Origin of the sequence: Microbacterium sp. SORGH_AS_0888 (assembly GCF_030818905.1) — a bacterium.
GTDB lineage: Bacteria > Actinomycetota > Actinomycetes > Actinomycetales > Microbacteriaceae > Microbacterium.
In genome coordinates this window covers 771,752-795,540 of record NZ_JAUTAZ010000001.1, presented here as the reverse complement: position 1 = coordinate 795,540, position 23,789 = coordinate 771,752, and the positions used below count along the sequence as shown (strand labels likewise).

At 69.5% G+C, this 23,789-nt stretch carries 20 protein-coding genes, 3 tRNA genes and 1 pseudogene; 11 read left to right on the top strand and 13 right to left on the bottom strand.

Going from position 1 to position 23,789, the window contains the following annotated elements; all coding sequences use genetic code 11:
• Nucleotides 1–46: 46 nt before the first annotated feature.
• Entirely contained in the window at nt 47–550 is a 504-nt protein-coding gene (locus QE381_RS03875) for a glutathione peroxidase (RefSeq protein ID WP_307215662.1), read from the bottom strand.
• A 58-nt stretch (nt 551–608) separates the two neighbouring features.
• Between QE381_RS03875 and dusB the strand changes: the two genes are divergently transcribed.
• The 6 genes from dusB (at nt 609) to QE381_RS03845 (ending at nt 6,400) form a co-directional block, all read left to right on the top strand.
• Nucleotides 609–1,772, top strand: a complete 1,164-nt coding sequence (gene dusB / locus QE381_RS03870; RefSeq protein ID WP_307215660.1) for a tRNA dihydrouridine synthase DusB — start codon at nt 609–611, stop codon at nt 1,770–1,772.
• Nucleotides 1,744–3,129 carry a deoxyguanosinetriphosphate triphosphohydrolase gene (locus QE381_RS03865; protein ID WP_373426979.1) on the top strand — a complete coding sequence of 462 codons (1,386 nt, stop codon included), beginning with the start codon at nt 1,744–1,746 and terminating at the stop codon, nt 3,127–3,129. The genes dusB and QE381_RS03865 overlap by 29 nt, the downstream gene beginning before the upstream one ends.
• Nucleotides 3,129–5,009, top strand: a complete 1,881-nt coding sequence (dnaG, locus tag QE381_RS03860) for a DNA primase (RefSeq protein WP_307215656.1) — start codon at nt 3,129–3,131, stop codon at nt 5,007–5,009. Before QE381_RS03865 ends, dnaG begins: the two co-directional genes overlap by 1 nt.
• A 33-nt stretch (nt 5,010–5,042) precedes the next feature.
• Nucleotides 5,043–5,804: an ATP-binding cassette domain-containing protein gene (locus tag QE381_RS03855; protein ID WP_307215655.1), complete on the top strand. Its 762-nt coding sequence runs from the start codon at nt 5,043–5,045 to the stop codon at nt 5,802–5,804.
• A 60-nt stretch (nt 5,805–5,864) separates the two neighbouring features.
• Nucleotides 5,865–5,937 (top strand) — tRNA-Asn (locus QE381_RS03850).
• A 115-nt stretch (nt 5,938–6,052) separates the two neighbouring features.
• Complete coding sequence (locus QE381_RS03845; RefSeq protein ID WP_307215653.1) at nt 6,053–6,400, top strand: YnfA family protein; 348 nt, start codon at nt 6,053–6,055, stop codon at nt 6,398–6,400.
• Here the strand turns inward: QE381_RS03845 and QE381_RS03840 are convergent.
• The 4 genes and pseudogenes from QE381_RS03840 to def all read right to left on the bottom strand — a co-directional run bounded on the left by QE381_RS03840 (nt 6,397) and on the right by def (nt 10,476).
• A pseudogene (locus QE381_RS03840) lies at nt 6,397–7,448 on the bottom strand (IS481 family transposase). The gene QE381_RS03845 and the pseudogene QE381_RS03840 overlap by 4 nt on opposite strands.
• A 17-nt stretch (nt 7,449–7,465) precedes the next feature.
• Nucleotides 7,466–8,017, bottom strand: coding sequence for a hypothetical protein (locus tag QE381_RS03835; protein ID WP_307215651.1), 552 nt, complete (start codon nt 8,015–8,017; stop codon nt 7,466–7,468).
• Nucleotides 8,018–8,124: 107 nt separating this feature from the next.
• Nucleotides 8,125–9,570 carry a hypothetical protein gene (locus tag QE381_RS03830; protein WP_307215650.1) on the bottom strand — a complete coding sequence of 482 codons (1,446 nt, stop codon included), beginning with the start codon at nt 9,568–9,570 and terminating at the stop codon, nt 8,125–8,127.
• A 339-nt stretch (nt 9,571–9,909) separates the two neighbouring features.
• Complete coding sequence (def, locus tag QE381_RS03825) at nt 9,910–10,476, bottom strand: peptide deformylase (protein ID WP_307215649.1); 567 nt, start codon at nt 10,474–10,476, stop codon at nt 9,910–9,912.
• A gap of 47 nt (nt 10,477–10,523) precedes the next feature.
• On the opposite strand from def, the gene QE381_RS03820 reads away from it, so the two are divergent.
• The 3 genes from QE381_RS03820 to QE381_RS03810 all read left to right on the top strand — a co-directional run bounded on the left by QE381_RS03820 (nt 10,524) and on the right by QE381_RS03810 (nt 12,360).
• Nucleotides 10,524–11,516, top strand: a complete 993-nt coding sequence (locus tag QE381_RS03820) for a DMT family transporter (RefSeq protein ID WP_373426978.1) — start codon at nt 10,524–10,526, stop codon at nt 11,514–11,516.
• Nucleotides 11,517–11,530: 14 nt separating this feature from the next.
• Nucleotides 11,531–11,604, top strand: a tRNA-Ile gene (locus QE381_RS03815).
• Nucleotides 11,605–11,616: 12 nt separating this feature from the next.
• Nucleotides 11,617–12,360: an alpha/beta fold hydrolase gene (locus QE381_RS03810; protein ID WP_307215647.1), complete on the top strand. Its 744-nt coding sequence runs from the start codon at nt 11,617–11,619 to the stop codon at nt 12,358–12,360.
• Here the strand turns inward: QE381_RS03810 and QE381_RS03805 are convergent, their stop codons facing one another.
• Nucleotides 12,361–13,212 carry a cytochrome c oxidase assembly protein gene (locus QE381_RS03805; RefSeq protein WP_307215645.1) on the bottom strand — a complete coding sequence of 284 codons (852 nt, stop codon included), beginning with the start codon at nt 13,210–13,212 and terminating at the stop codon, nt 12,361–12,363.
• Nucleotides 13,213–13,420: 208 nt separating this feature from the next.
• On the opposite strand from QE381_RS03805, the gene QE381_RS03800 reads away from it, so the two are divergent.
• Nucleotides 13,421–13,924, top strand: coding sequence for a DUF3145 domain-containing protein (locus tag QE381_RS03800; RefSeq protein ID WP_307215643.1), 504 nt, complete (start codon nt 13,421–13,423; stop codon nt 13,922–13,924).
• 25 nt (nt 13,925–13,949) lie between these two features.
• On the opposite strand, the gene QE381_RS03795 is transcribed toward QE381_RS03800, so the two are convergent.
• The 7 genes from QE381_RS03795 to QE381_RS03765 all read right to left on the bottom strand — a co-directional run bounded on the left by QE381_RS03795 (nt 13,950) and on the right by QE381_RS03765 (nt 22,494).
• Nucleotides 13,950–15,188 (bottom strand): beta-ketoacyl synthase, encoded by a 1,239-nt coding sequence (locus QE381_RS03795; RefSeq protein ID WP_307215641.1) that lies wholly within the window; start codon nt 15,186–15,188, stop codon nt 13,950–13,952.
• A gap of 55 nt (nt 15,189–15,243) precedes the next feature.
• A complete protein-coding gene (locus tag QE381_RS03790; protein WP_307215640.1) occupies nt 15,244–15,492 on the bottom strand; it encodes an acyl carrier protein in 249 nt (82 codons plus the stop codon).
• Nucleotides 15,493–15,564: 72 nt separating this feature from the next.
• Entirely contained in the window at nt 15,565–16,566 is a 1,002-nt protein-coding gene (locus QE381_RS03785; RefSeq protein ID WP_307215638.1) for a beta-ketoacyl-ACP synthase III, read from the bottom strand.
• Nucleotides 16,563–17,486 (bottom strand): ACP S-malonyltransferase, encoded by a 924-nt coding sequence (locus QE381_RS03780; RefSeq protein WP_307215636.1) that lies wholly within the window; start codon nt 17,484–17,486, stop codon nt 16,563–16,565. The genes QE381_RS03785 and QE381_RS03780 overlap by 4 nt, the downstream gene beginning before the upstream one ends.
• Nucleotides 17,487–17,570: 84 nt before the next feature.
• On the bottom strand, nt 17,571–18,785 hold the full coding sequence (locus QE381_RS03775; RefSeq protein ID WP_307215634.1) for a CdaR family transcriptional regulator: 1,215 nt from the start codon (nt 18,783–18,785) through the stop codon (nt 17,571–17,573).
• Nucleotides 18,786–18,790: 5 nt separating this feature from the next.
• Nucleotides 18,791–21,517: a pyruvate dehydrogenase (acetyl-transferring), homodimeric type gene (gene aceE, locus QE381_RS03770; protein ID WP_307215632.1), complete on the bottom strand. Its 2,727-nt coding sequence runs from the start codon at nt 21,515–21,517 to the stop codon at nt 18,791–18,793.
• 904 nt (nt 21,518–22,421) lie between these two features.
• Nucleotides 22,422–22,494: transfer RNA gene (locus QE381_RS03765), tRNA-Val, on the bottom strand.
• 328 nt (nt 22,495–22,822) lie between these two features.
• Between QE381_RS03765 and QE381_RS03760 the strand changes: the two genes are divergently transcribed.
• Complete coding sequence (locus QE381_RS03760) at nt 22,823–23,767, top strand: MOSC N-terminal beta barrel domain-containing protein (protein ID WP_307215631.1); 945 nt, start codon at nt 22,823–22,825, stop codon at nt 23,765–23,767.
• The last annotated feature ends 22 nt before the right edge of the window (nt 23,768–23,789 follow it).

Genomic DNA, 23,789 nt, shown 5'->3' with positions numbered 1-23,789 from the left:
CCGGCGGGTAACCCGCCGGTCTCGGCGCCGGAGACTGGTCTCGCGGTCAGTGGGGGAGAGAGGCCTCGATCGCGGCGACGATCTCGGGGGCGTCCGGCTTGGTCTGGGGACGGAACCGGTGCACCTCGCCCGAGGGCGTCAGCACGAACTTCTCGAAGTTCCACATGATCGGCCCCTTGGCGCCCTCGACGTTCTTCGCCTTCTTCAGCGCCTTGTAGAGGGGGGCCGCGTGTGAGCCGTTGACCTTGACCTTGTCCATGACGGGGAAGGAGACGCCCCAGGTCGTGGCGCAGTACTCGAGGATCTCTTCCATGGATCCCGGCTCCTGGCCCATGAACTGGTTGCACGGGAAGCCGAGCACCTGGAAGCCGCGGTCGCCGTAGGCGCGCTGCAGCTGCTCTAGCTGCTCGTACTGCGGCGTCAGGCCGCACTTCGATGCGACGTTGACGATGAGCAGGACCTTGCCGGCATAGTCGGCCAACGTCGCGGTGCTGCCGTCAGCGGTGAGGAACGGAATGTCATGCACATCGACTGTGGAATCCGTGGTCATGCCCACAGGCTACGCCCGCGCAGGCGTCCCCAGGTCCGTCGTCTGGGAGAATAGGGGGGTGACTGTCACTCTCGCTCCCGAGCGGGCCCTCCGCATCGGGCCCCTGCAGCTCGACGTCCCCGTCGTGCTCGCGCCGATGGCGGGCATCACGAACACCGCGTTCCGGCGCCTGTGCCGTGAACACGGCGTGGGCCTCTACGTGAGCGAGATGATCACCTCGCGGGCGCTCGTCGAGCGCAACGCGACCACGATGCGCCTCATCCGCCACCACGAGTCGGAGACCGTGCGCTCGATCCAGCTGTACGGCGTTGATCCGGTCACGGTCGGCCGCGCCGCCCGGCTCCTCGCCGAGGAGGACCGCGCCGACCACATCGACCTGAACTTCGGCTGTCCGGTGCCCAAGGTGACCCGCAAGGGCGGGGGCTCCGCGCTTCCCTGGAAGAGCGATCTCTTCGAGTCCATCGTGCGTGCCGCCGTCGCGGGCGCGGGCGAGATCCCTGTCACGGTCAAGATGCGCAAGGGCATCGACGACGATCACCTGACGTTCCTGGACGCCGGGAGACGCGCGCGGGATGCGGGAGCCGCCGCCGTGGCGCTGCACGCCCGCACGGCGGCACAGTTCTACTCCGGCCACGCCGACTGGTCGGCCATCGCCGCCCTTAAGGAGGCGATCACCGACATCCCCGTCCTCGGCAACGGCGACATCTGGAGCGCCGACGACGCCGTGCGGATGATGGCCGAGACCGGTTGCGACGGCGTCGTCGTCGGTCGCGGATGCCTCGGCCGCCCCTGGCTCTTCGGCGATCTCGCCCGCGCTCTCGGCCCCGCCGGATCCGCGGCGGCGCCCGTCGACGCCACGCTCGGGTTCGTCGCCGCCGCGTTCCGCCGCCATGCCGAGCTGCTGGTCGAGTTCTTCGAGGACGAGGACCGTGGCTGCCGCGACATCCGGAAGCACGTCGCGTGGTACTTCAAGGGCTACCCCGTCGGCGGCGACACGCGCGCCGCACTGGCCACGGTCGGCAGCCTCGCCGAGATCGACGATCTCATCGCCACCCTCGACCTCGATGCGCCGTATCCGGGCGCCGCGGCCGAGGGGCAGCGCGGGCGTGCCGGAACGCCGAAGCGCCCTGCGCTGCCGGACGGGTGGCTCGACAACCGCGACATGGACCTCGACTCCTCGTGTGTCCTCGCCGATGCGGAGCTCGACACCAGTGGCGGCTGACGGCGGCATCGGCGTCGTCGACACGCCGCCGGATGGGTACGACGACCACGCCCGGGAGCGCTTCCTCACCGAGCAGCATCGTTCGCAGCGAGACGGCTTCGCCCGCGACCGCGCGCGTGTGCTGCACTCTGCGGCGCTGCGACGGCTGGCGGCGAAGACGCAGGTGCTGAGTCCCGCGAGCCCCGCCGACTTCGCGCGCAACCGTCTCACGCACTCGCTCGAGGTCGCGCAGGTCGGTCGCGAGCTCGCCACGTGGCTCCAGCTGGCCCCGGATGTCGTCGACACGGCCTGCCTCAGCCACGACATCGGGCACCCGCCCTTCGGGCACAACGGTGAACGCGCGCTCAACGACTGGGCCGCCGACATCGGCGGATTCGAGGGGAACGCCCAGACCCTCCGCATCCTCACCCGCCTCGAGCCGAAGGTGATGGGAGACGACGGCCGTCCGCACGGGCTCAACCTGACCCGGGCGAGCCTCGATGCGACGTGCAAGTATCCGTGGACGAGCGACAGCCCCGTGCCCGACCCGGGCGGCCGGCTCAAGTACGGCGTGTACGACGAGGACGCCGACGTCTTCCGCTGGATGCGGGAGGGTGCGCCGGGACGGGTGCGGTGCATCGAGGCCGAGGTCATGGACCTCGCCGACGACATCGCCTACTCGGTCCATGACTTCGAGGACGCCATCCTCAACGGCTATCTCGACCCACGGCGGCTGACCGATCCTCGCGAGCACTCCGCGATCCTCACCGCGATCCAGGGATGGGTGGGCTACGACTTCACGCGCGACGAGCTCGCGGACGCCCTGTTCCGACTCACCCGCATGCCGGAGTGGATCGAGTCCTTCGACGGCGGCAGGGCCGCGCTCGGGCGTCTGAAGAACCTCACGAGCGACCTCATCGGCCGCTTCGCGCGTGCTGCGACCTCCGCAACACGGGAAGCCTATGAGGCCCCCTCGCTCACCCGTTACCGGGCTCACATGGTGATCCCGCGCGTGATCGAGGCCGAGATGGCGGTGCTCAAGGGCACGAACGGGGCGTTCGTGGTGTCGATCGAGGGACGCAAATCGCTGTACAAGGAGCAGCGGCGTCTGCTCAAGCAGCTCGCCACGGCGCTCTGGGAGGCGCCGGAGCACCTCGATCGGATCCATGCCGAGGACTTCGCCCGCGCCGAGACGGATGCCGCCCGTCGGCGGGTCGTGGTGGACCAGGTCGCGAGCCTCACGGATCGTTTCGCGATCGCGTGGCATGCCCGGCTGGTCGGCGAGGTCGATCTCGCGACGCTCGGCATCTGGGTGCCGGGGACCCGCCGCATCCAATCCTCCGCCTACGCGCTGCCCGAGCCGCTCGAGGGGCTCTGATGGCCGGCCGCATCTCCCAGGCAGACGTCGAGGAGGTGAAGGCGCGCACCAACATCGCCGACATCATCGGCGAGCGCGTGTCGCTCAAGCCCGCCGGCGTCGGCTCGCTCAAGGGCCTCTGTCCGTTCCACGACGAGCGCAGCCCGAGCTTCCACGTGCGTACCCAGGACGGGTTCTACCACTGCTTCGGATGCGGGGAGTCCGGAGACGTCTACACATTCCTGCAGCGCATCGACCACCTGTCCTTCACGGAGGCGGTCGAGCGTCTCGCGGGTCGCATCGGCTACACCCTGCACCTGGAGGAGGGCGGCGTCGCGCGGGAGACCTCGGGGCGCGCCCGCCTCTACGAGGCGAACTCGGCGGCCGCGGAGTTCTTCCGGGGCCAGCTCATGGGACCGGAGGCGGAGAGCGCGCGGCGTTTCCTCGGGGAGCGCGGCTTCGATGCGGGCGCGGCCGCGCACTTCGGCGTCGGCTATGCCCCGAAGGGGTGGTCCGGGCTGCTCGACGCGCTGACCGCGAAGGGCTTCACGCGCGACGAGCTGACCTCGGCGGGCCTGGTGTCGCAGGGCCAGCGCGGCGTCTACGACCGGTTCCGCGGCCGGGTCATCTGGCCGATCCGCGACGTGACCGGGCAGGTCATCGGCTTCGGCGCGCGACGCCTCTACGACGACGACCAGGGGCCGAAGTACCTCAACACCCCCGAGACCGTGATCTACAAGAAGGCGCAGGTGCTGTACGGGCTCGACCTGGCCAAACGCGACATCGGGCGCGGCGACCCGCCGCGTGTCGTGGTGGTCGAGGGGTACACGGACGTCATGGCCTGTCATCTGGCGGGCGTGACGACGGCCGTGGCGACCTGTGGGACGGCGTTCGGCGCCGAGCACGTCAACGTGCTGCGCCGGGTGCTCGGCGAGAACACCGGCGCCGAGATCGTCTTCACCTTCGATCCCGACGCGGCGGGCCAGAAGGCTGCGGTCCGCGCGTTCACGGAGGCGTGGAGCCTCAACGCCACGAGCTTCGTCGCGGTGGGGCCGGAGGGACTCGATCCCTGCGATCTGCGCCTCGCCCGCGGCGACGGCGCGGTCACGGCCATGATCGAGTCGAAGGCCCCGATGTTCGAGTTCATGATCGACCAGCGGCTCGCGGGGCTCGATCTCGGCACGGTCGAGGGGAGACTGCGGGGTCTGCAGCTCACGGCTCCGCTGCTGGCCGACATCCGCGACGAGGGACTGCGACACCGCTACGAGCATCTGCTCGCCCGGCGGCTCGGCGAGGACCTCGCGGAGGTGCGCCGTGAGGTCGCCCGTGCCGCCCGCCGCGAGGGGGGAGCGACGGACGGGCGCCGGGGCGCGGCGGCACCGCCGCAGGTTCCCGCTCAGGCGCAGCCGTCCGCATCCGTGCCGGTCGTCGCCGTCACGATGGCTTCGCTGCCGCGGACCCCCGAGGTGAGTCTGGAGCGAGACGCGGCTCAGGGCTTCCTGCAGTACGGTCATCGGATCGATCAGGCGGCGCTCCGTGCCGCGCTGGACGAGACGTTCCACCATCCTGCGCTGGAGGCCATCCGCTCCGCGATCTCGGCGATGCCGGATCACACCCGCCCGGGGTGGGCGGTGGAGGCGGTGCAGTCCGTCCGTGAGCCCTACCGGTCGCTCGCGGCGGAGCTGCTGACGGCGGCCTTCCCGGCGCCGAGCGAAGAGGTCGCGGTGGCGACGACGGCCGAGCTCACGCGGCGGCTGCGGATGCGCGGCATCGACCGCGAGAAGCGGGAGCTGCTGGGGGCGATCCAGCGCGTGCCTGTCGACTCCGAGGAGGGGCGTGAGGTGCGTCGGCGGCTCGCCGCGCTCGATGCGATCCGGCAGGAGCTCGTCGCGGACGTGTAGCGCGAGGAGCCCCCGGGAGGGCAGGATGTCGTCATGCCCACCGTGGATCCCGCTGCGCCCAGCATCGTCTGCGACGATCTCTCCATCGCGGACGCCGCGGGTCGACGGCTGATCGACGGTGTCACGTTCCGGCTGCCGCGCCGGGCGGCGCTCGTGATCGGCGGATCGACGGGCTCCGGGAAGTCGACGCTCGCGGCGCTGCTGGCCGGGCGCGCGCCGGAGGGCGTCCACGTCGACGGCGGCGATGCGCACGTGGAGGGCGTCGCGGTGCGGCGCAAGCGTCGCGCCGAGCGCGGGCTGGGAGTGTACGCGGGCTACGTCGGCCAGTCCGACGGTGCACAGCTGCCGCCGAGGCTCACGGTGTCGGAGATCGTCGGTGAGCCGTTCACGGGCCGCGTGCGACGTCCGAACGGCCGCGCGGTCGCGCTGCGGGTCGCCTCCCTCCTCGATGAGCTCGGGCTGCCCCTGGGCCTTGCCGCGAAGTTCCCCTATGAGCTCAGCGCGGGGATGCGGCAGCGCGTCGCCGTGGCGCGTGCGCTGATGCTCGACCCTCGATTGATCGTGGGCGACGAGATCCTGGCGAATCTGGATGTCGAGGCACGAGGGCTCGTCGGCGATGCGCTGGCGCGTCGGCGCGCCCAGGGGGCGTCACTCCTGCTCGTCACGAACGACGCCGAGGTGCCGGAGGCCTACGACGCGGACGTGCTCATCCTCAAGGGCGGTCACGTGCACGCCTACGGGCGCGGCGCGGATCTCGCCCGTCGCTTCCTCGGCGATGCGGCGGTCGCCGGCTGATGCAATGAGAGCCCTCGACATTTGCTAGGATGATCTGGTTGCCCTGGCAAGGGCAGCTGATCCTCCATAGCTCAATTGGCAGAGCAGCCGGCTGTTAACCGGCAGGTTCTTGGTTCGAGTCCAAGTGGGGGAGCACACCCGGCCCGGCCTCTTCGGAGGCCGGGCCGTTCTCGTTGCGCCGGACGGGTTCGAGCCGTTGCGCCGGGGCGCCCGATGCACGGCGGCGCGGCATCGGGCACACTGAGGCCATGACCGTGGCGCGCATCATCGTCCTGTTCGTGGTGGCCGCGATCGCGGAGATCGGCGGAGCGTGGCTCATCTGGCAGTCCGTTCGCGAGGACCGCGGGTGGTGGTTCGCGGTTCTGGGCGTCATCGCGCTGGGCTCGTACGGGTTCGTCGCCGCGTTCCAGCCGGAGGCGAGCTTCGGCCGCGTGCTGGCCGCATACGGCGGGGTGTTCGTCGCCGGCTCGCTGGCGTGGGGGATCATCGTCGACGGCTTCAAGCCGACGGTGTGGGACTACGTCGGCTCCGCGGTCGCCCTCCTGGGTGCGGCGATCATCATCTTCGCGCCGGGGCGCGCCGACGCGGCGATCTAGCTGTATGAGGCCAGGACGTTGTTCACGCGTTGAGGTGTCGCGGCTACGGGCGGCTTGCCGCCGTGCGCGCCGTGGGGTCGATGGTAGTTGTAGAGCAGGTTCCAGGTCTCCAGTGCTCCTCGCGCTCACGCTCTGAAGTCCAGGTCCTGGCGTAGACGAACTCTTCGGCGAGGATGCGGTTGTAGCGCTCGACTTTCCCGTTGTGTTCGGGCGTGTAGGGCTTTGTGCGCCGGTGCTCGGCACCATTCAGGGCGGCCGCGAAGGCGGTGGAGCGGTAGCAGGCACCGTTGTCGGTGATGATCCGCTCGATCTTCACGATCCCGTGCTTGGCAAACCACTGTCGGGCACGATCCAGGAACGCGACCGCGGTGGGGCCCTGCTCGTTCTCGAGCGACTCGGTGTATGCGAGACGCGTGTGCCCGTCGATCGCGGAGTGCAGGTATGCGTACCCGGCTCGGGCGCCTCGTGTCTTCGCGCGGGCTGCGGCCCGAGCCTCGGGGCTGTTCTTCCCGTGCACGCGCCAGCCGCCCCCGTCGGGGATGCGCCCGACTTTCCTCACATCCAGATGGACCATGTGCCCGGGATGCTTCGCGGTGATCGACTTGACCTCTCGATTGGTCTCGCCATTCGGGTCGATGAACCGGCGGCGGTTCAGCCCGAGCTCAGCGAGATACCGGGTGATCGTGCGCCGGCTGACCGCACCGCCGTCAGCGTGCAGCTCGAAGGCGATGCGGGATGCCGGCCACTTGTGCTCGCGCCGCATCGACTCGATCCGCGCGACCGTCTCGCCGGGCGTCGCGGTTGGCTGCCGGACTGGCGCAGACGAGCGGTCAAGCAACCCGATCTCGCCGTACTTCTTGTGCCGGTTCACCCACTTTGAGGCGGTCGCCCGGGAGATGCCCATCTCCGCGGCCACATGCGCGATCGGACGGGCTCGGCAGCGTTCGACCAGGCGTTTTCGGCCTTCCGGAGTCAGCGGCGCGTTCTTGTGGCTTGGCGTTGCGCTTGGGCCAGCGCGGCGGTCTCGCGGGCGTTCGCTGAGTGTCATGGCACGCGACTTGCTCATCATGCACCAGGGTTCCCAACCTCTGCGACCATGATGGTGGCGAGCCGCTTTGTGGCGCGAGTCTGTGCGACGTAAAGGTCTTGGATGCCCGCTTCGCTCCCGCTTTGGATGCCATCGGGGTCGACGATGATGACGGTGTCGAACTCCAGTCCCCGTGCGTCTGGCGCCGCGACGATGGCGGCCCCGGCACCGTCGAGCTCAGTCTCCAGTGAAATGGCGCGTGCCGTGGTGGCGATGACTCCGACAAGCTCTTCAGGGTGCTCGCTGCGGGCGGACGAGATGAGCCCGACGAGCACAGCTGAGATGTCGTCTTTGAAGGCTGCGACGGTGATCGGCTGCTCTCCGTGCCGGATCGATCGGGAGAGCTGCTGCGCCGGAGCGATGCGGGCAAGGAGCGGCCGGGTCTCCTCGAGGATCTCCGCGGTGGTGCGGTAGTTGACCGTCAGCGTGTGACGGGCGATGCCGGTGCTGGCGAACGGGGCGAGGGCTTCACTCCATCTGCGGATGGTCGTGGTCGGGCCTGCCTGCGCAAGATCCCCCACGATGGTCATGGAGCGCTGAGGGCAGCGGCGCATCAGCATCCGCCACTGCATCTCGGAGAGCTGCTGGGCCTCGTCAACGACGATGTGTCCGTAGATGGCCTCGGGAGGGCCGTCGATCAGCGCCCGCGCCTCGTCCAGCAGGGCGAGGTCGGCCGGGGTCCAGCCCCTGCGGGCCGAGTCAACAATCTCCGTGAGCTGCCGCTCGGCCAGGTCGGGAAGCGCGTCAGCCAGGGCGGCGCGGTCCGAGAGAAGCCCCCGGACGGCGTCCTCGGCGCGGAGCCTGGGCCAGACCCCCAGATGATCCGGTCGATGCCAGGATCATCGAGGAGCTCCTCACGGATCCGGTCCCAGTCGATCTCCAGGCCATCCGGCGCTTCGGCGGCTTCTCCCGAGCCGACTCGATCCGAGCTGCCGCCGAACATGCGGTCGAGGTCGACACCGTGGAACTCCTTGAGCTCGGCCTCGAAGTCCGCGAGCTCGCGCGCGGTCTGCTGCTCCAGTTCGTTCACCAACTCCTCGACAACCCGCTCGGCGAACAGCGCCCTGGCAGGGTTGTGTCCAATGCTGCCCTGCAGGGCTCCTCGCCGGGCGGCATCTACGAGCTCAGGGTCGAGGGTGACCGTCCCGTGCGCGGTCTGCACGTTGAGCGGCATGTGGTGGGGCTGCCGGGCGTGCACCCAGCGGGCGAGCCCGTGCGCGAGAGCTGCTTGCCCCTTGATGCGCGCGAGGTCGTCGGGCTCGGACCGGGGCGCCTCCACGCGGACCAGGTCGCGTAGCGTCGCCAGGCGCACGTCGTTCTCGCCGAGCGAGGGCAGCACATCGGAGATGTAGTCGATGAACCGCTGGTTCGGCCCGAACACGAGCACGCCCTGCTCGGCGACCGCGGGGAACGCGTAGAGCACGTACGCCGCACGGTGGAGGGCGACGATCGTCTTGCCCGTTCCCGGGCCGCCGTCGACGACCATGATCCCGCGATGCGGCGATCGGACGATCTCGTCCTGCTCCGCCTGCAGCGTTGCGGCGGCCTGCCGCATCCGCCCTGTACGCGCACTGCTCAGCGCGGCCACGAGCGGCCCGTCACCGACCACGTCCTCCTCGCATGGATCGGCCCCGTCGAGAATCTCATCGCTGACATCGACGACCGTGCGCGCACTCGCCCGCACATGCCGGCGCCGATGCACCCCCAAAGGCGACGCCATCGTCGCGGCGTAGAACGGCCGTGCGGCCTCCGCGCGCCAATCCACCAGCAGCAACTCTCCTGCTTCCGTGCGCAGCCCGATCCGCCCGATATGCAACGACGAGCCATCCACCCCAGGGTCGATGCGCCCGAAGCACAGCGTCTGGTCCGCGGATCGCAGCTGACCGATCCGCTCCGTCAGGCGCGAAACCTCGAGATCCCTGGCAGAGAAACTCTCCAGCTCATCGACCCCCGCGGCCATCACTCGCTTGCGCGCAGAAAGGCTGCCAGCCAGCTCCGCGTCCAGACGCGAATACATCGCATCCAGCGACCTCTGCTCCTCGTCGATCTGCCCCGCCTTGCCCGTACCGATACCCGTTTCCATCCGCGCCGCCCTCCTCGTCGGGCGTCAACTATGCGGCCTGGAACCGGCAAAGACAACTTTGACTTTCCCGCAGAAATTTGGCCTCTCATCAGCTCTGGAGAGCGGAAGCATGGCGGCTTCTACGGGCACGAAACAGCGCGATCCGCAACTCAACACCCCGGGACGCCAAAGAGCGCGCTCGTCAGGCATCCACGTAGTCGACATCCACGACGAGACGCGCGCTACGTCAGCTGAAGCCGCCGAAAAGAAGCCGCTTCTGTCAACAACCTCATGGCCAGCAACATCTAGCAGGCGACCGGGCACGCCTGCGGCGAGTCACGGCCGCGGAGGGCCGCGGGGTCAGCCTTCCAGGTCGTCGACGCCCGGCATCCAGGAATGCCCTGGGCGGTTCCACCCGCGCTTCTTCGCGATCTTCTGCGCCGTCTTCCAGTCGTTGTCGCCGAGCCTGTCGACGTAGAGGATGCCGTCGAGATGGTCGAACTCGTGCTGCATGATGCGGGCGCGCCAGCCGTCGACCTCGATCAGGACCGGCTGCAGGTCGAGATCGACGCCGGTCACGAGGACACGATCTGCTCGGCGCAGCGGGAATCGCTCGCCCGGGAAGGAGAGGCATCCCTCCGACTCCTCGTCGGGGTCCGGCTCGCCCGGCACGGGGGGACTCATCCACAGCACCGGGTTGATGACGACGCCGCGCCAGGGCGCACCCTCGTCGTCCTGATACGTGTAGGTGTAGATCCGCAGCGACACGCCGACCTGCGGTGCCGCGAGCCCGACGCCGGGTGCGGCATCCATCGTCTCGAACATGTCGGCGACGAGCTCACGGATCTCGTCCGTGACCTCCTCGACCTCTGCGGCGGGGGAATGGAGGACGGGGTCGCCCATGATGCGAATCGGGAGTACGGCCACGCCTCGAGCCTATCGAGCCGGCTGGCCGTTAGTGTCGAGGGGTGAATGTGACCCATGCGACGCTCGGGGACGTCGGCGACCAGCTGATCGGGGTGTTCCAGAACCCCGCTCTTCTCATGGGGATACCGCTGGCGCTGGCGGGCGCGGTGTTCATGTCCTTCGGCGCGCAGTACCAGCATCGTGGCGTGTCCAAGGTCGAGCGGCTGAGCGGCAAGGATGCGGCCGGGGGCCTGTCCCTCGCCCAGCTCCTGCGCCTGCTCACTCGTCCGAGCTGGGTCGTGGGGACCCTCATGCTCGCGCTCGCCATCGTGTGCCAGCTGGGCGCGCTGAGCGTCGCGCCGCTGATCGTCGTCCAGCCTCTCGGTGCGATCTCGCTCGTCATCACGACGCTTCTGAACGCCCGCGTCACGGGCCACACGCCGACGAAGCGCTCGCTCAGCGCGATCATCGCGTGCGTGGGCGGCATCTTCCTGTTCGTCACGGTCGCGGCCCTGTTCGCCGCCGAGCCCGCGGTGACCAATCAGCAGATCGTGACGGTGCTGATCGTCCTCGCTGTCATCGCCCTGCTGCTGGTCGGCCTGTGGCTCGTCGTGCGCCGGCATCGGGCGCGCGCCTTGTTCTACGTCCTCGCGGCGGGCATGATCTACGGTTTCGTGGCGACGCTCGCCAAGATCGTGATCAAGCGCATCCAGGTCTCGCAGTTCGACTGGCTGACGGTCTTCTGCCTCATCGCTCTCGTGGCCGGCACCGCGCTGGGCGCCTACTTCGTGCAGACCGCCTACTCGTCGGGCCCTCCCGATCTGGCGATCGCCGGCCTCACGGTCGTGGACCCGATGGTCGCCGTCCTCATCGGCCTCCTGGTCCTCGGCGAAGGCATGGCCGTGCCGACGTGGGGCTCGATCGTGTTCGCGGTGGCGGGTGCCGTCGCCATCTGGGGCGTCATCACCCTCGCCCGCTATCACCCGCAGGTGCTCAGCGACAGCCAGGACGTCGGCATCCCGCGTGGCGGCGCGGCGCACGAAGAAGGGCACGAGCGGTAGGCTCGTAGTCCCAGGGGGCGGTGGCCAAGCTGGTCAAGGCAGCGGGCTCATAACCCGACGATCGTGGGTTCAAGTCCCACCCGCCCTACACTCTCATCTCGTGGAAGAAGCGATCTCCGAGTTCCGCCTCGAGGGGCGGACGATGGTCTACACGCGGAGCGGCACGGCCACGGGGACGACGTTCGTGCTCGTGCACGGTATCGGGATGGGCCATCGCGTGTTCCGTGAGGTTGCGGACGAGCTCGGCCGCGTCGGCACCGTCTACGCCGTCGACCTGCCCGGGTTCGGCGACTCGCCCGAGCCCGGATCCGCGCTCGACATGCCGGCGAGCGGCGACTTCCTGGCGGCCTTCGTCGCGAGTCTGCCCGAGCGCGACCCGGTGCTCGTGGGTCATTCGATGGGCACTCAGGTCGTCACCGAGGCCCTCGTGCGGCATCCCGACCTCGGCACGCGGGCGGTGCTGATAGCGCCCACCGTGAACGATGCGGAACGCACGGCGGCCTGGCAGGCGTGGCGGATGGTCCAGGACCTCGCGGGGGAGAGTCCGAAGGTGCTCGTGCTCGGGATGATCCAGTACGCGAAGGCGGGCCCTCGCTGGTTCATCCGCAAGCTGAGGCAGATGCTCGACCACCGCATCGAGGACGTGCTGCCACGGCTGCGCGCCGACACCCTGGTCCTCCGCGGCGAGACCGACCGCGTGTGCCCGCGTGACTGGGTCGCTCGCGTGACCTCGCTCATCCCCGTCGCACGCATGGAGGAGATCGCCGGTCGCGGCCACGAGGCGATGATCCGAAGCCCGCAACCGGTGGCGAGCCTCGTCATCGCCCACGCGTTCCGCAGCTGATCAGGCGGAAGCGGCGTCGCCGTCCTCGCCCAGCAGGTGGGCGCGGGTGAGGGCGTCGTACTCCTCGTCGCTGAGATCGTCGTAGGCGCTCGCCTCGTGTCTGTCGGTGCGCATCCATCGCAGGAGCAGCAGGAGGATGACGGGCACGTCTCCGACCTCGGCGATGAACCAGAGCAGGTCTCCCGAGAGCTGCTGGTCGCGGAGGGGGTTGGGCCACCACGGGGCGGTGCCCGTGACCGTCGTGATCCCATCCAGCACCGTGTCGCTCAGCCGCATGAGGATGCCGGGGATCGCGTCGATCAGCAGTTCGATGAACGCGAGGAAGAACTCGATCACGAGGAACACGCTGGCGTGTGCGGCGGACGTCACGGACATCGGCAGCACCATCGCCGCGCCGGCCAGGGGGACGATCACCCCGATGAGGGACTCGCTGACCGGATTCGTGCGCAGGACACCGGCGAGCGGGGTCAGGAACAGGCACATCACGAGTGCGGCGAACAGCGTCGCGAACATGGCGTTGCCGAACAGGCGCATCGCCCGGGAGCGCAGCGTCGCCAGCACCCGGCTCGTGGCGGACTCGCCGCCCGCGGCCATGATCAGCTGCAGCGGCTGCCCGAGCGCGATCCCCGCGGGCACGACGAAGAGCAGCAGGGCGATCCGTGTCGTGAACGCCCAGCGCAGCTCCTGCGCGTGGCCGCCCAGGAACCCGAGCTCGACGACCGCGTACGAGCCCAAGCCGATCACGAAGAACGCCAGCGTCGGCAGCAGCGGCCAGCGCCCGCCGCGCTGCCGCACCCGATGGATGCCGATCGCATAGGCCGTGGACGCGACGAAGAGCACGCCGATCGCCACGGGGTCGGCGTGCCAGCTCGTGAGGAACTCGATGACGGGAGGCGCGCGGCAACTGTAGGCCCGGATTCTGAACGCTGCTTATGCGACGAACCACACGGTTGTGATTCCGCATCGAACCGGGCGATAATGAACTCAGCACAACCGAAGAGACAGCCGCGCTCCGGCATCAGGTCGTAGGGGAAGACGTACCTGAAGAAACGGAGAGACGATGGCTGGACACATGGCGCGCGGAGTGGTGTTCGTCCACTCGGCGCCGAAAGCGCTGTGCCCACACCTGGAATGGGCGATCGGCCGCGTTCTCGGACGCGCCGTGAACTTCGAGTGGGCGGAGCAGCCGGTGCTGCCCGGTGCACGCCGTGCGGAGTTCTACTGGGAGGCTCCCGGCGGGACCGGAGCCGCGATCGCCAGCGCGATGCACGGCTGGGAGCACCTGAGGTTCGAGGTGTCGGAGGACCCGACGCCTCGAAGCGACGGAGGCCGCTGGATGCACACCCCCGACCTCGGCATCCACTATGCGCAGACCGACACCGCGGGGAACGTGGTGGTGGGCGAGGACCGCATCCGCTACGCGATGGAGATCGCCGCAGGGGATGCCGCCGAGCTCCAGCGCGAGCTCGACGTCGCTCTCGGCGCTGCCTGGGACGAAGAGCTCGAGCCGTTCCGTCACGCGTCCGACGAGGTCCCGGTGGTCTGGCTCCACAAGGTGGGCTGAGACCCCGGGACCTCTCTCGGCGCGCTCAGGCGCTGCGGAACGCGACGACGGCGTTGTGGCCGCCGAAGCCGAAGGAATTGCTGATCGCCAGCTGGTCGGCGTCGCCGAGCGACTGCGGGGCACCGGAGATGCGGAACGGCACCTCCGGGTCCTGCTCGGTGAGGTTGATGGTCGGGGGAGCCGTCCGCTCGGCGATCGCGAGGATCGTGAACACGGCCTCGAGCGCCCCGGTGCCGCCGAGCAGGTGCCCCGTGGACGCCTTGGTCGCCGAGACCGGGATCTCATCGATCCGCGGGCCGAACACGGCTCGCAGCGCCTGGTACTCGTTCGGGTCGCCGACCGGCGTGGACGTCGCGTGTGCGTTGATGTGCGTCACGTCGTCCGGGGATGCGTCCGCCATCTCGAGCGCGAGACGCACCGCACGTGCGGCGCCCTTGCCCTCGGGGTCGTTGGCCGTGATGTGGTACGAGTCCGCTGTCACGCCGCCGCCGGCCACGACGGCGTAGATGCGCGCGCCGCGCGCCTTCGCGTGCTCCTCCGTCTCGAGCACGAGCGCACCCGCGCCCTCGCCCATGACGAACCCGTCACGGTCGATGCTGCCGGGCCGTGAGGCGGTGGCGGGGTCGTCGTTGCGCTTGGACAGGGCCTGCATGGATGCGAACGCGGCGAGCGTGATCGGGTGGATCGCCGACTCGGTGCCGCCGGCGATGACCACGTCGGCGTAGCCGGCGCGGATGTGCTCGACCGCGTTCACGATCGACTCCGTGCTCGAGGCGCAGGCGCTGGCCACGGTCCGCGCGAAAGCGCGCGCGCCGAAGTGCAGGGAGAGGTTGCCGGCCGCGGCGTTGGGCATGAGCATGGGCACCGTCATCGGCATGACGCGCCGGGGGCCCTTCTCCTTGAGGGTGTCCCACGCGTCCAGCAGGGTCCACACGCCGCCGATCCCGGTCGCGAAGTCGATGCCGAGCCGGTCGGGGTCGACTTCCGGGCTTCCGGCGTCGGCCCACGCCTCCATGGCGGCGACGAGAGCGAACTGCGAGGCCGGGTCCAGCCGCTTGGCGATCGGGCGTTCGAGCACGGTGTCCGGGCGTACGGCGGCCTCTGCGGCGAAGGTCACCGGAAGCTGGTACTTCTCGACCCAGTCGTACTCGAGGGTGCGGGCGCCGGAGGCGCCGCTCAGCAAGGAGGACCAGCTCTCGGGTGCCGTCCCGCCGATGGGGGAGGACGCGCCGATGCCGGTGACGACGATGCGTGAGGTGCTCATATGTGGGGAAATCTCCATCGTGCGGTGGGGGCGGGTGCCCCCACCGCGCTCGGGGTCACGCCTGGTTGGACGTGATGTAGGTGACGGCGTCGCCTACGGTCTTGAGGTTCTTGACCTCGTCGTCGGGGATCGTCACGCCGAACTTCTCCTCAGCGTTGACGACGATCGTCATCATCGAGATCGAGTCGATGTCGAGGTCGTCCGTGAACGACTTGCCCAGCTCGACCTCGTCGGCGGACACGCCCGTCTCGTCGGTGATGAGCTCTGCGAGTCCCGCGAGGACCTCGTCGCTGGAAAGTGCCATGTGTTTTCTCCTTTGGTTGGGATCTGGTGGGCTCTGCGACCGCGAATCAGTCTAGGGCGGGGCCCGCCGTCGTCACGGGAGGACGACCACCTGGGCGCCGAAGACGAGCCCGGCCCCGAACCCGATCTGCAGGGCGAGGCCACCGCTGAGCTCCGGGTGCTCCTGGAGCAGACGGTGCGTCGCGAGCGGGATCGAGGCGGCCGAGGTGTTGCCCGTGGTCTCGATGTCGCGACCGATCACGACCGACTCGGGCAGCTTCAGCTGCTTGGCGAACTCGTCGATGATCCTCATGTTGGCCTGGTGCGGGATGAAGGCGGCGAGATCGGACACCTCGATGCCGGCGGCCTCGATCGCCTGGCGTGCGACCTTGACCATCTCCCAGACCGCCCACCGGAAGACGACCGGGCCGTCCTGCCGCAGCGTGGGCCAGCCGGAGGCTCCGTCGCGGAACTCCGTGAGGGTCGCGTTCATGCCGACCGCGTCCGCCTTCGAGCCGTCCGAGCCCCAGACCGTCGGGCCGATCCCGGGGGTCTCGCTCGGTCCGATGACGACGGCGCCGGCGCCGTCGCCCAGGAGGAAGGAGATGCTGCGGTCGGTCGGGTCGACGACGTCCGACAGCTTCTCGGCGCCGATGACGACGGCGTAGTGGGCGGCTCCGGCGCGGATGAGCGCGTCGGCCTGTGCCACGCCGTAGGCGAATCCCGCGCACGCGGCGTTGGAGTCGTAGGCGGCCGCAGGGTTCGCGCCGACGCGGTCGGCGACGACCGCCGACATCGACGGGGTCTGCCGGGAGTTGCTGATGGTCGCCGCGATGACCAGGTCGATCTGGTCGGCGGGGATTCCGGAGCGCTCGATCGCCTCGGCCGCGGCGGCGGCAGCGAGATCCGTGGCCGATGTCTCGGCGACGGCGCGGGTGCGGGTCACGATGCCCGTGCGCTGGCGGATCCACTCGTCGCTCGAGTCGATCGGGCCGATCAGGTCCTCGTTCGGCACCGCGACCTCGCCGCGCGCTGCGCCGTAGGAGAGGATGCGGGTGAACTGCGGACCGGTGGTCTGCTTCAGTGTGGGAGTCATGCTGCGTCTTCCTCGCCGAGCAGGGCTGCGGCGGCATCCAGATCATCCGGGGTCTTGACGGCGACGGCGGGCACGCCCCGCAGGCCACGCTTCGCGAGGCCGGTGAGGGTGCCGGCGGGAGCGAACTCCACCAGCCCGGTCGCACCGGCCTGCGCGAAACCGGCCATGCACAGATCCCACCGGACAGGAGCGGCGACCTGACCAACGAGCAGGCGCAGTGCGGACTCGCCGCTGTCGACGGTCGTGCCGTCGGAGTTCGTCCAGAGCGTGAGCGCGGGGTCGGCAGGCACGATCTCGTCGGCCGCGTCCTGCAGCGTCTGCACGGCGGAGGACATGTAGTGCGTGTGGAAGGCGCCGGCGACCTGAAGCGGGATGACGCGCGCACCACGCGGTGCGCGCTCGGCCAGCGCCGCCAGCGCCTCCGGTGATCCCGCCGCGACGATCTGCCCGCCGCCGTTGTAGTTCGCGGGAGTGAGCTCGAGCTCGCTCAGAAGCGCGAGCACGTCCTCCTCGGTTCCGCCGACGACCGCCGACATCCCGGTCGTGGTGAGAGCCGCGGCATCCGCCATCGCGCGCCCACGGATGCCCACCAGCCGCATGCCGTCCTCGTCTCCGAGGACGCCGGCGGCCACGAGCGCGGCGACCTCTCCGACCGAGTGGCCGGCGATGCCCGCGAAGCCGCGGCCGGTGCGCTCAGCGAGTGCCTGCCAGGACAGCAGGCTCGCGGCGACGATGAGGGGCTGCGCGACCTTCGTGTCGCGAATGGCGTCCGCGTCCCATTCGGTCCCGGCGGCGACGAGGTCGACACCGGCCGCGTCGCCGTAGCGTTCCACCGTCTCCCGTGCGCCGGGAAGCTCGAGCCAGGGGGAGAGGAAGCCGGGGGACTGGGAGCCCTGCCCGGGGAACACGCCGATGATCACGAATCCATCCTGTCAACGATCTGGCCGCGGCACTGGCGACGACCGCACAGAATCGTGCGGATGCTTTGTGTGGTTGTCATAAGCTCAGCGGTTTCGGCGTGTCGCGGCCGGGCGTCGCCGCGTCGTGTCGGTCCCGATCGCGCCGAGGATGAGAGCGGTCTGGAGGATCAGCGCCTCCCGCGGCCCGGTCGCATCCCAGCCGATGACGTCGGAGACGCGCTTGAGCCGGTATCGCACGGTGTTGGGGTGCACGAACAGCTCGCGCGCCGTCGCCTCGAGCGATCGGCCGTTGTCGAGGTAGCTCCACAGGGTCGTCACGAGGTCCGCGCTGTGCGCGCGGAGCGGACCGTAGATGCGCTCGACCAGCGTGTGCTTGGCCACGGCGTCGCCGGCGAGAGCCCGCTCGGGGAGCAGGTCGTCGGCCTCGACGGGGCGAGGCGCGTTGCGCCACGCGCGGGCGACCGCGAAGCCGGCGAGCGCGGCGCGCGCGCTCTGGCTCGCATCGACCAGCGCCGGGACGGTGGGGCCCAGCACGAGGTGGCCCGACCCGAAGCCGGGCTCGAGACGGCGCGCGATCTCCGGGAACGACAGCTCTGCGACCTCCTCGCCGTGTGTGCCCGGCTCGGTGCGTCCGATCACGAGCACGAGCCGTGATCCCTGCACGCCGACGAGGACGTCGACGCCGAGCTTGCGCGCCATCCGTCGCAGCTGGTCGACGTCGAACTGCGCGGGTGTCGTCCCGACCAGCACCGCGACCTCGCCGTGACCGTGCCACCCGAGCGCGGCGATACGGCTCGGCAGCTCCTCATCGGCCTCGCCGGTGAGGATCGAGTCGACCACGAGCGCCTCGAGGCGGGCGTCCCAGAGACCGCGCGCCTCGGCGGCGCGGGCGTAGACGTCCGCGGCGGCGAAGGCGACCTCCCGCGAGTACAGCAGGATGGCCTCTCGCAGGTCTTCCCCGCGTCCCGTGACCCGTTCCTCCGTGACCTCCACCGTGACCCGGATCAGCTGCAGCGTCTGCTGCAGGCTGACGCTGCGCAGCAGCTCGCGGGGAGCTGCGGCGAAGATGTCCGCCGCGATCCACGGGGTCGAGGTGGGGTCGTCGTACCACTGGATGAACGAGGTGATGCCCGCCTGCGCCACCAGCCCGACCGAGGATCGGCGGGCCGGTGGCATGCCGGCGTACCAGGGCAGCGTGTCCTCGAGGCGTTTGATCGTCGCGGTGGCGAGATCGCCCGAGACGCGCCGCAGCCACGCGAGCGTCTCCGCCTTCGTCGCCGGAGTCGGAGGCGTCGTCACGAGGGTTAGCTCTCCCCGCCCGCGTTGCCGGAGGTGCCGGCGGTGACGTCGTGCAGCCGGTACTTCTCGATCGCCTGCGCGGCGAGCGAGCGGTCGACCGTCCCGTCCTCGGCGAGCGCCTGCAGCGTGCGGACGACGAGCGAGGGGCCGTCGATCTTGAAGAACCGTCGCGCCGCGGCACGGGTGTCCGAGAACCCGAAGCCGTCCGCGCCCAGCGTCGCGAAACGCTGCGGCACCCACGGCCGGATCTGGTCCTGGACGGCGTGCATGAAGTCGCTGACGGCGACGACGGGGCCGGCGGCGTCCTGCAGCTTCTGCGTGAGGTATGCGGTGCGCGGCTCCTCGTCGGGGTGCAGGAAGTTGTGCTCGTCGGCGGCGAGGCCGTCGCGCCGCAGCTCGGTCCACGAGGTGACCGACCAGACGTCCGCGTTCACCCCCCAGTCGTCGCGGAGCAGCTGCTGTGCCTCCAGCGCCCACGGCACGCCGACGCCCGACGCCAGAAGCTGGGCGCGGGGCCCGTCGCCCTGGCCCTCGGAGATACGGTGGATGCCGCGGAGGATGCCGTCGACATCCACCCCCTCGGGCTCGGCGGGCTGCACGATCGGCTCGTTGTAGACCGTGATGTAGTACATGACGTTCGGGTCCGGGTGCGACCCGCCGTACATGCGCTCGAGACCGTCGCGCACGATGTGAGCGATCTCGTAGCCGTAGGCGGGATCGTAGGAGACCGTCGCGGGGTTGGTCGAGGCGAGCAGGTGCGAGTGGCCGTCGGCGTGCTGGAGGCCTTCGCCCGTCAGCGTCGTGCGTCCGGCGGTGGCGCCGATCACGAAGCCGCGCGCCATCTGGTCGCCGGCGGCCCAGTTGGCGTCGCCCGTGCGCTGGAAGCCGAACATCGAGTAGAAGATGTAGACCGGGATCAGCGGCTCGCCGTGCGTGGCGTAGGAGGTGCCGAGCGAGGTGAACGCGGCCAGCGCGCCGGCCTCGTTGATGCCGACGTGGACGAGCTGTCCCTGCGGGCTCTCCTTGTAGGCGAGGAGCAGCTCGCGGTCGACCGATGTGTAGTTCTGACCGTTCGGGTTGTAGATCTTCGCGGTCGGGAAGTACGCATCCATGCCGAACGTGCGCGCCTCGTCGGGGATGACGGGCACGATGCGGTGGCCGAAGTCCTTGGAGCGCAGCAGGTCCTTCAGCAGCCGGACGAACGCCATCGTGGTGGCGACCTCCTGCGTTCCCGAGCCCTTCTTCGGCAGGGCGTAGGCCTTGTCGTCGGGGAGCTCGAGACCCACGTGGTGCGAACGCCGCTCCGGGAGGAACCCGCCGAGCGTGCGACGGCGCTCGAGCATGTACTGGATCGTCTCGTCCTGCGGGCCGGGGTTGTAGTACGGCGGCAGGTAGGGGTTCTCCTCCAGCTGCGCGTCGGCGATCGGGATGTGCATCGCGTCGCGGAAGTGCTTGAGGTCCTCCAGCGTCATCTTCTTCATCTGGTGGGTCGCGTTGCGGCCCTCGAAGTGCGGCCCGAGGCCGTAGCCCTTGATGGTGTGGGCGAGGATGACGGTGGGCTGGCCCTTGTGCTCCGCCGCCGCCTTGAAGGCCGCGTAGACCTTGCGGTAGTCGTGGCCGCCACGCTTCAGGTTCCAGATCTGGTCGTCGGTGTAGTCCTTGACCAGGGCGGCGGCGCGCTCGTCGCGACCGAAGAAGTGGTCGCGGACGTACGCGCCGTTCTCGGCCTTGTAGGTCTGGAAGTCGCCGTCGGGGGTGATGTTCATGAGGTTCAGCAGGGCGCCGTCGGTGTCGCGGGCGAGCAGGTCGTCCCACTCCCGGCCCCAGATGACCTTGATGACGTTCCAGCCCGCGCCGCGGAAGAAGCTCTCGAGCTCCTGGATGATCTTGCCGTTGCCGCGCACCGGGCCGTCGAGTCGCTGCAGGTTGCAGTTGACGACGAACGTGAGGTTGTCCAGGCCCTCGTTCGCAGCGACCTGCAGCTGGCCGCGGCTCTCGACCTCGTCCATCTCCCCGTCGCCGAGGAAGGCCCACACATGCGCGTCCGAGAGGTCCTTGATGCCGCGGTTGGTGAGGTACTTGTTGGTCATCGCCTGGTATACGGCGTTGATCGGCCCGATGCCCATCGACACGGTCGGGAACTGCCAGTAGTCGGGCATGAGCCGGGGGTGCGGATAGGACGGCAGGCCGTGGGGAGCCGCGGACTTCTCCTGGCGGAAGCCGTCCAGCTGCGTCTCGCTCAGTCGTCCTTCCAGGAAGGACCGCGCGTACATGCCGGGGGAGGCGTGGCCCTGGAAGAAGACCTGGTCGCCACCGGAGGGGTGGTCGAGGCCGCGGAAGAAGTGGTTGAAGCCGACCTCGTAGAGCGCCGCGGACGAGGCGTAGGTCGAGATGTGACCGCCGACGCCGATCCCGGGCCGCTGGGCGCGGTGCACCGTCATGGCCGCGTTCCAGCGGATCCACGCGCGGTAGCGGCGCTCGATCTCCTCGTCGCCGGGGAAGTCGGGCTCGTTCTCGGGCGCGATGGTGTTGATGTAGTCCGTGGTGGGCACCTGCGGCACCCCGAGGTGCAGCTCACGCGAGGCCTTGAGCAGGCTCAGCATGATCTCGCGACCGCGTCCGTGCCCCTTCGCCTCGACCAGCTGCTGCAGCGACTCCCGCCATTCGGCGGTCTCGTCGGGGTCGCTGTCCAGCGGTCCCTGAGAGTACGGATCCTGATCGTGGACAGTCACGTGGGCCCTTTCGTCATCTGGCAGGTCTTGCCAGGGAACAACCATCGGATCGGTGCAGGCATTGTTTGCCATGCACAATGCACCGCGGATCAGCCTAGCGACTTCCGAGGGTGTCAGGATGTCTGTGATGACGCTCTCCCGCGATGAGCGACACCGGGGTGGGCCGAGCAGGGCGAACGCGGGCCGATCCGGTCTCGCACTTCTGACCGTGCGGCGGACGGGAAGGTCGCCGCGACCGTGACGAGCGTCGTCCAGGACGGAGAGCCGTCGTGCCGGACGAGCTGGTCACCGTTCCCGAGAGCGACCTTGCGGACCTGCGCAGACGCGTGCGCGACGCGCGATGGCCGCGCATGGCCTTCCCCTCATTCGAGCACGACCCGTCGATCCTGCGGGCGACGCTGGGTCGGACAGCGGGCGCCCGATCGACGGAGCGGGAGGTCATCGGGACGTGGGACGTGATCAGCGTCGACGTCCCCTCGCGCGAGATGATCGAGACCGCCTCCGGAGTCCTCCACGGTGCAGGACTGGTGACGATCGACGACGACGGGAACCTCAGCGTCACGGCGGCGGGAGCGCGGATCCGCGGCACGCCTCGTGCGTCGGGCATGCGCGAGCTTCCGCGGGCATTGCGGGAACTGCTGCCGCCTCTCGAGCCGGAGCCCGCGGTGTCGCTTCCCGCGAAGATCTTCGACGAGGCTCTCGCCGATTACCCGCGACCGCGATCGACGCCGTGGTCGCGGGGTGTGTCGAGCGCTGTCGAGCGCTGTGCCGCCGTTTCCGCGCGGGCGAGGACACCCCGGTTCGGGGGTGAGGCGCCCCCGTTTGAAAGGCAAGGCACGCGAGGCCTGGTGATGAAAGATCGCGTGCATATAAACGCCGCTAGGTCGCGAACGGCTGCTTTGGGTGGGCCCTGCCGGGCTCGAACCGACGACATCCACGGTGTAAACGTGGCGCTCTACCAACTGAGCTAAAGGCCCTCGTTCCTCAGTCTAGGGTGCCTCGCGCGCCGCTCACCGGGCGCCGCCCTCGCTGTCGGACGAGGTGACGCGTCGCAACGGACGAGGAAGCGCGGCTGACCCGCATTCTTGACCTCCGAGAAATCCTCGCGTAACACGCCCGTGTGATTCTGAAGGAGTACCTCTCGTTGCAACCTCCCGGTCGCCGAGGGAAGGGCCGCGGTCACGTGGCTAAGCAGTTTCTGCTCATTCAATTCTGAACGCCGGCCGTTCCGATGAATGCCTCCCTTGGGTTCCGACATGTGTGGATTCATCGGTGCGACGGCGTTCGCCCGAGAGAAGGTACATCATGACCACTGTGGTTGACACGGAAACACCGACACCCGTCGTCGTCGGCAAGGTGCAGCGCATCTTCCGGTACCCCGTCAAGTCCATGACGGGCGAAGAGCTCACCTCCTGCGAGATCAACGAGTCCGGGGTGGTCGGAGACCACCTCTGGGCGCTCGTCGACGTCGCCACCGGCAAGCTCGCGAACGCCAAGAACCCCCGCAAGTGGGGGCACCTGCTGCGATACTCCGCGGCCTATGTCGAGGAGCCCCGCGTCGGCGGCGACATCCCGCCGATCGCGATCACCTTCCCGGACGGGACCGTCGTGCGCAGCGACCAGCCAGACGTGGACGAGCTGCTCAGCGCGTCGCTCGGCGTCGAGGTGCACCTGGCGATGATGGATCAGACCGAGGCCACGGTGGCGGAGATGACCTGGATCGGCGAGATCCTCGGGGAGAACAACTTCTCGAAGCTCGGCTCGGAGAACGAGCACGGGGAACACCAGATCGACTTCGACCTCTTCGGCAAGCCCGGCCGGTCGTACGACCTCGGTGACCTGCACGTCATGACGACGTCCGCGCTCGAGCACATGCAGTCGCTCAGCCCCGACGCGACCTTCGACGTGCGCCGGTACCGCCCCAACTTCTTGATCGACACCGAGGAGTCGGGGCTGGTGGAGGCCGAGTGGGTCGGCAAGAACCTGCACATCGGCGAGGCCTCTTCGACGGTCGTCATGAACACCGTGCGCTGCATCATGACGACGCTGCCGCGTGAGGAGCTTCCCCTGGACCGCGGCACCCTGCGCTCGCTCGTCAAGCACAACACGCGGCTCGTGGAGCCTTTCGGCGACTGGGCCTGCATCGGGGTCTACTCCAACATCACCGCCACGGGGCGCGTCGAGGTCGGATCGGTGACCGCTGTGTCCGATGCCGTCGAGGACGGGGCGGACGAGGCCGCATCCGCCTGATCGGCGCTCCCGATCGCCGTCC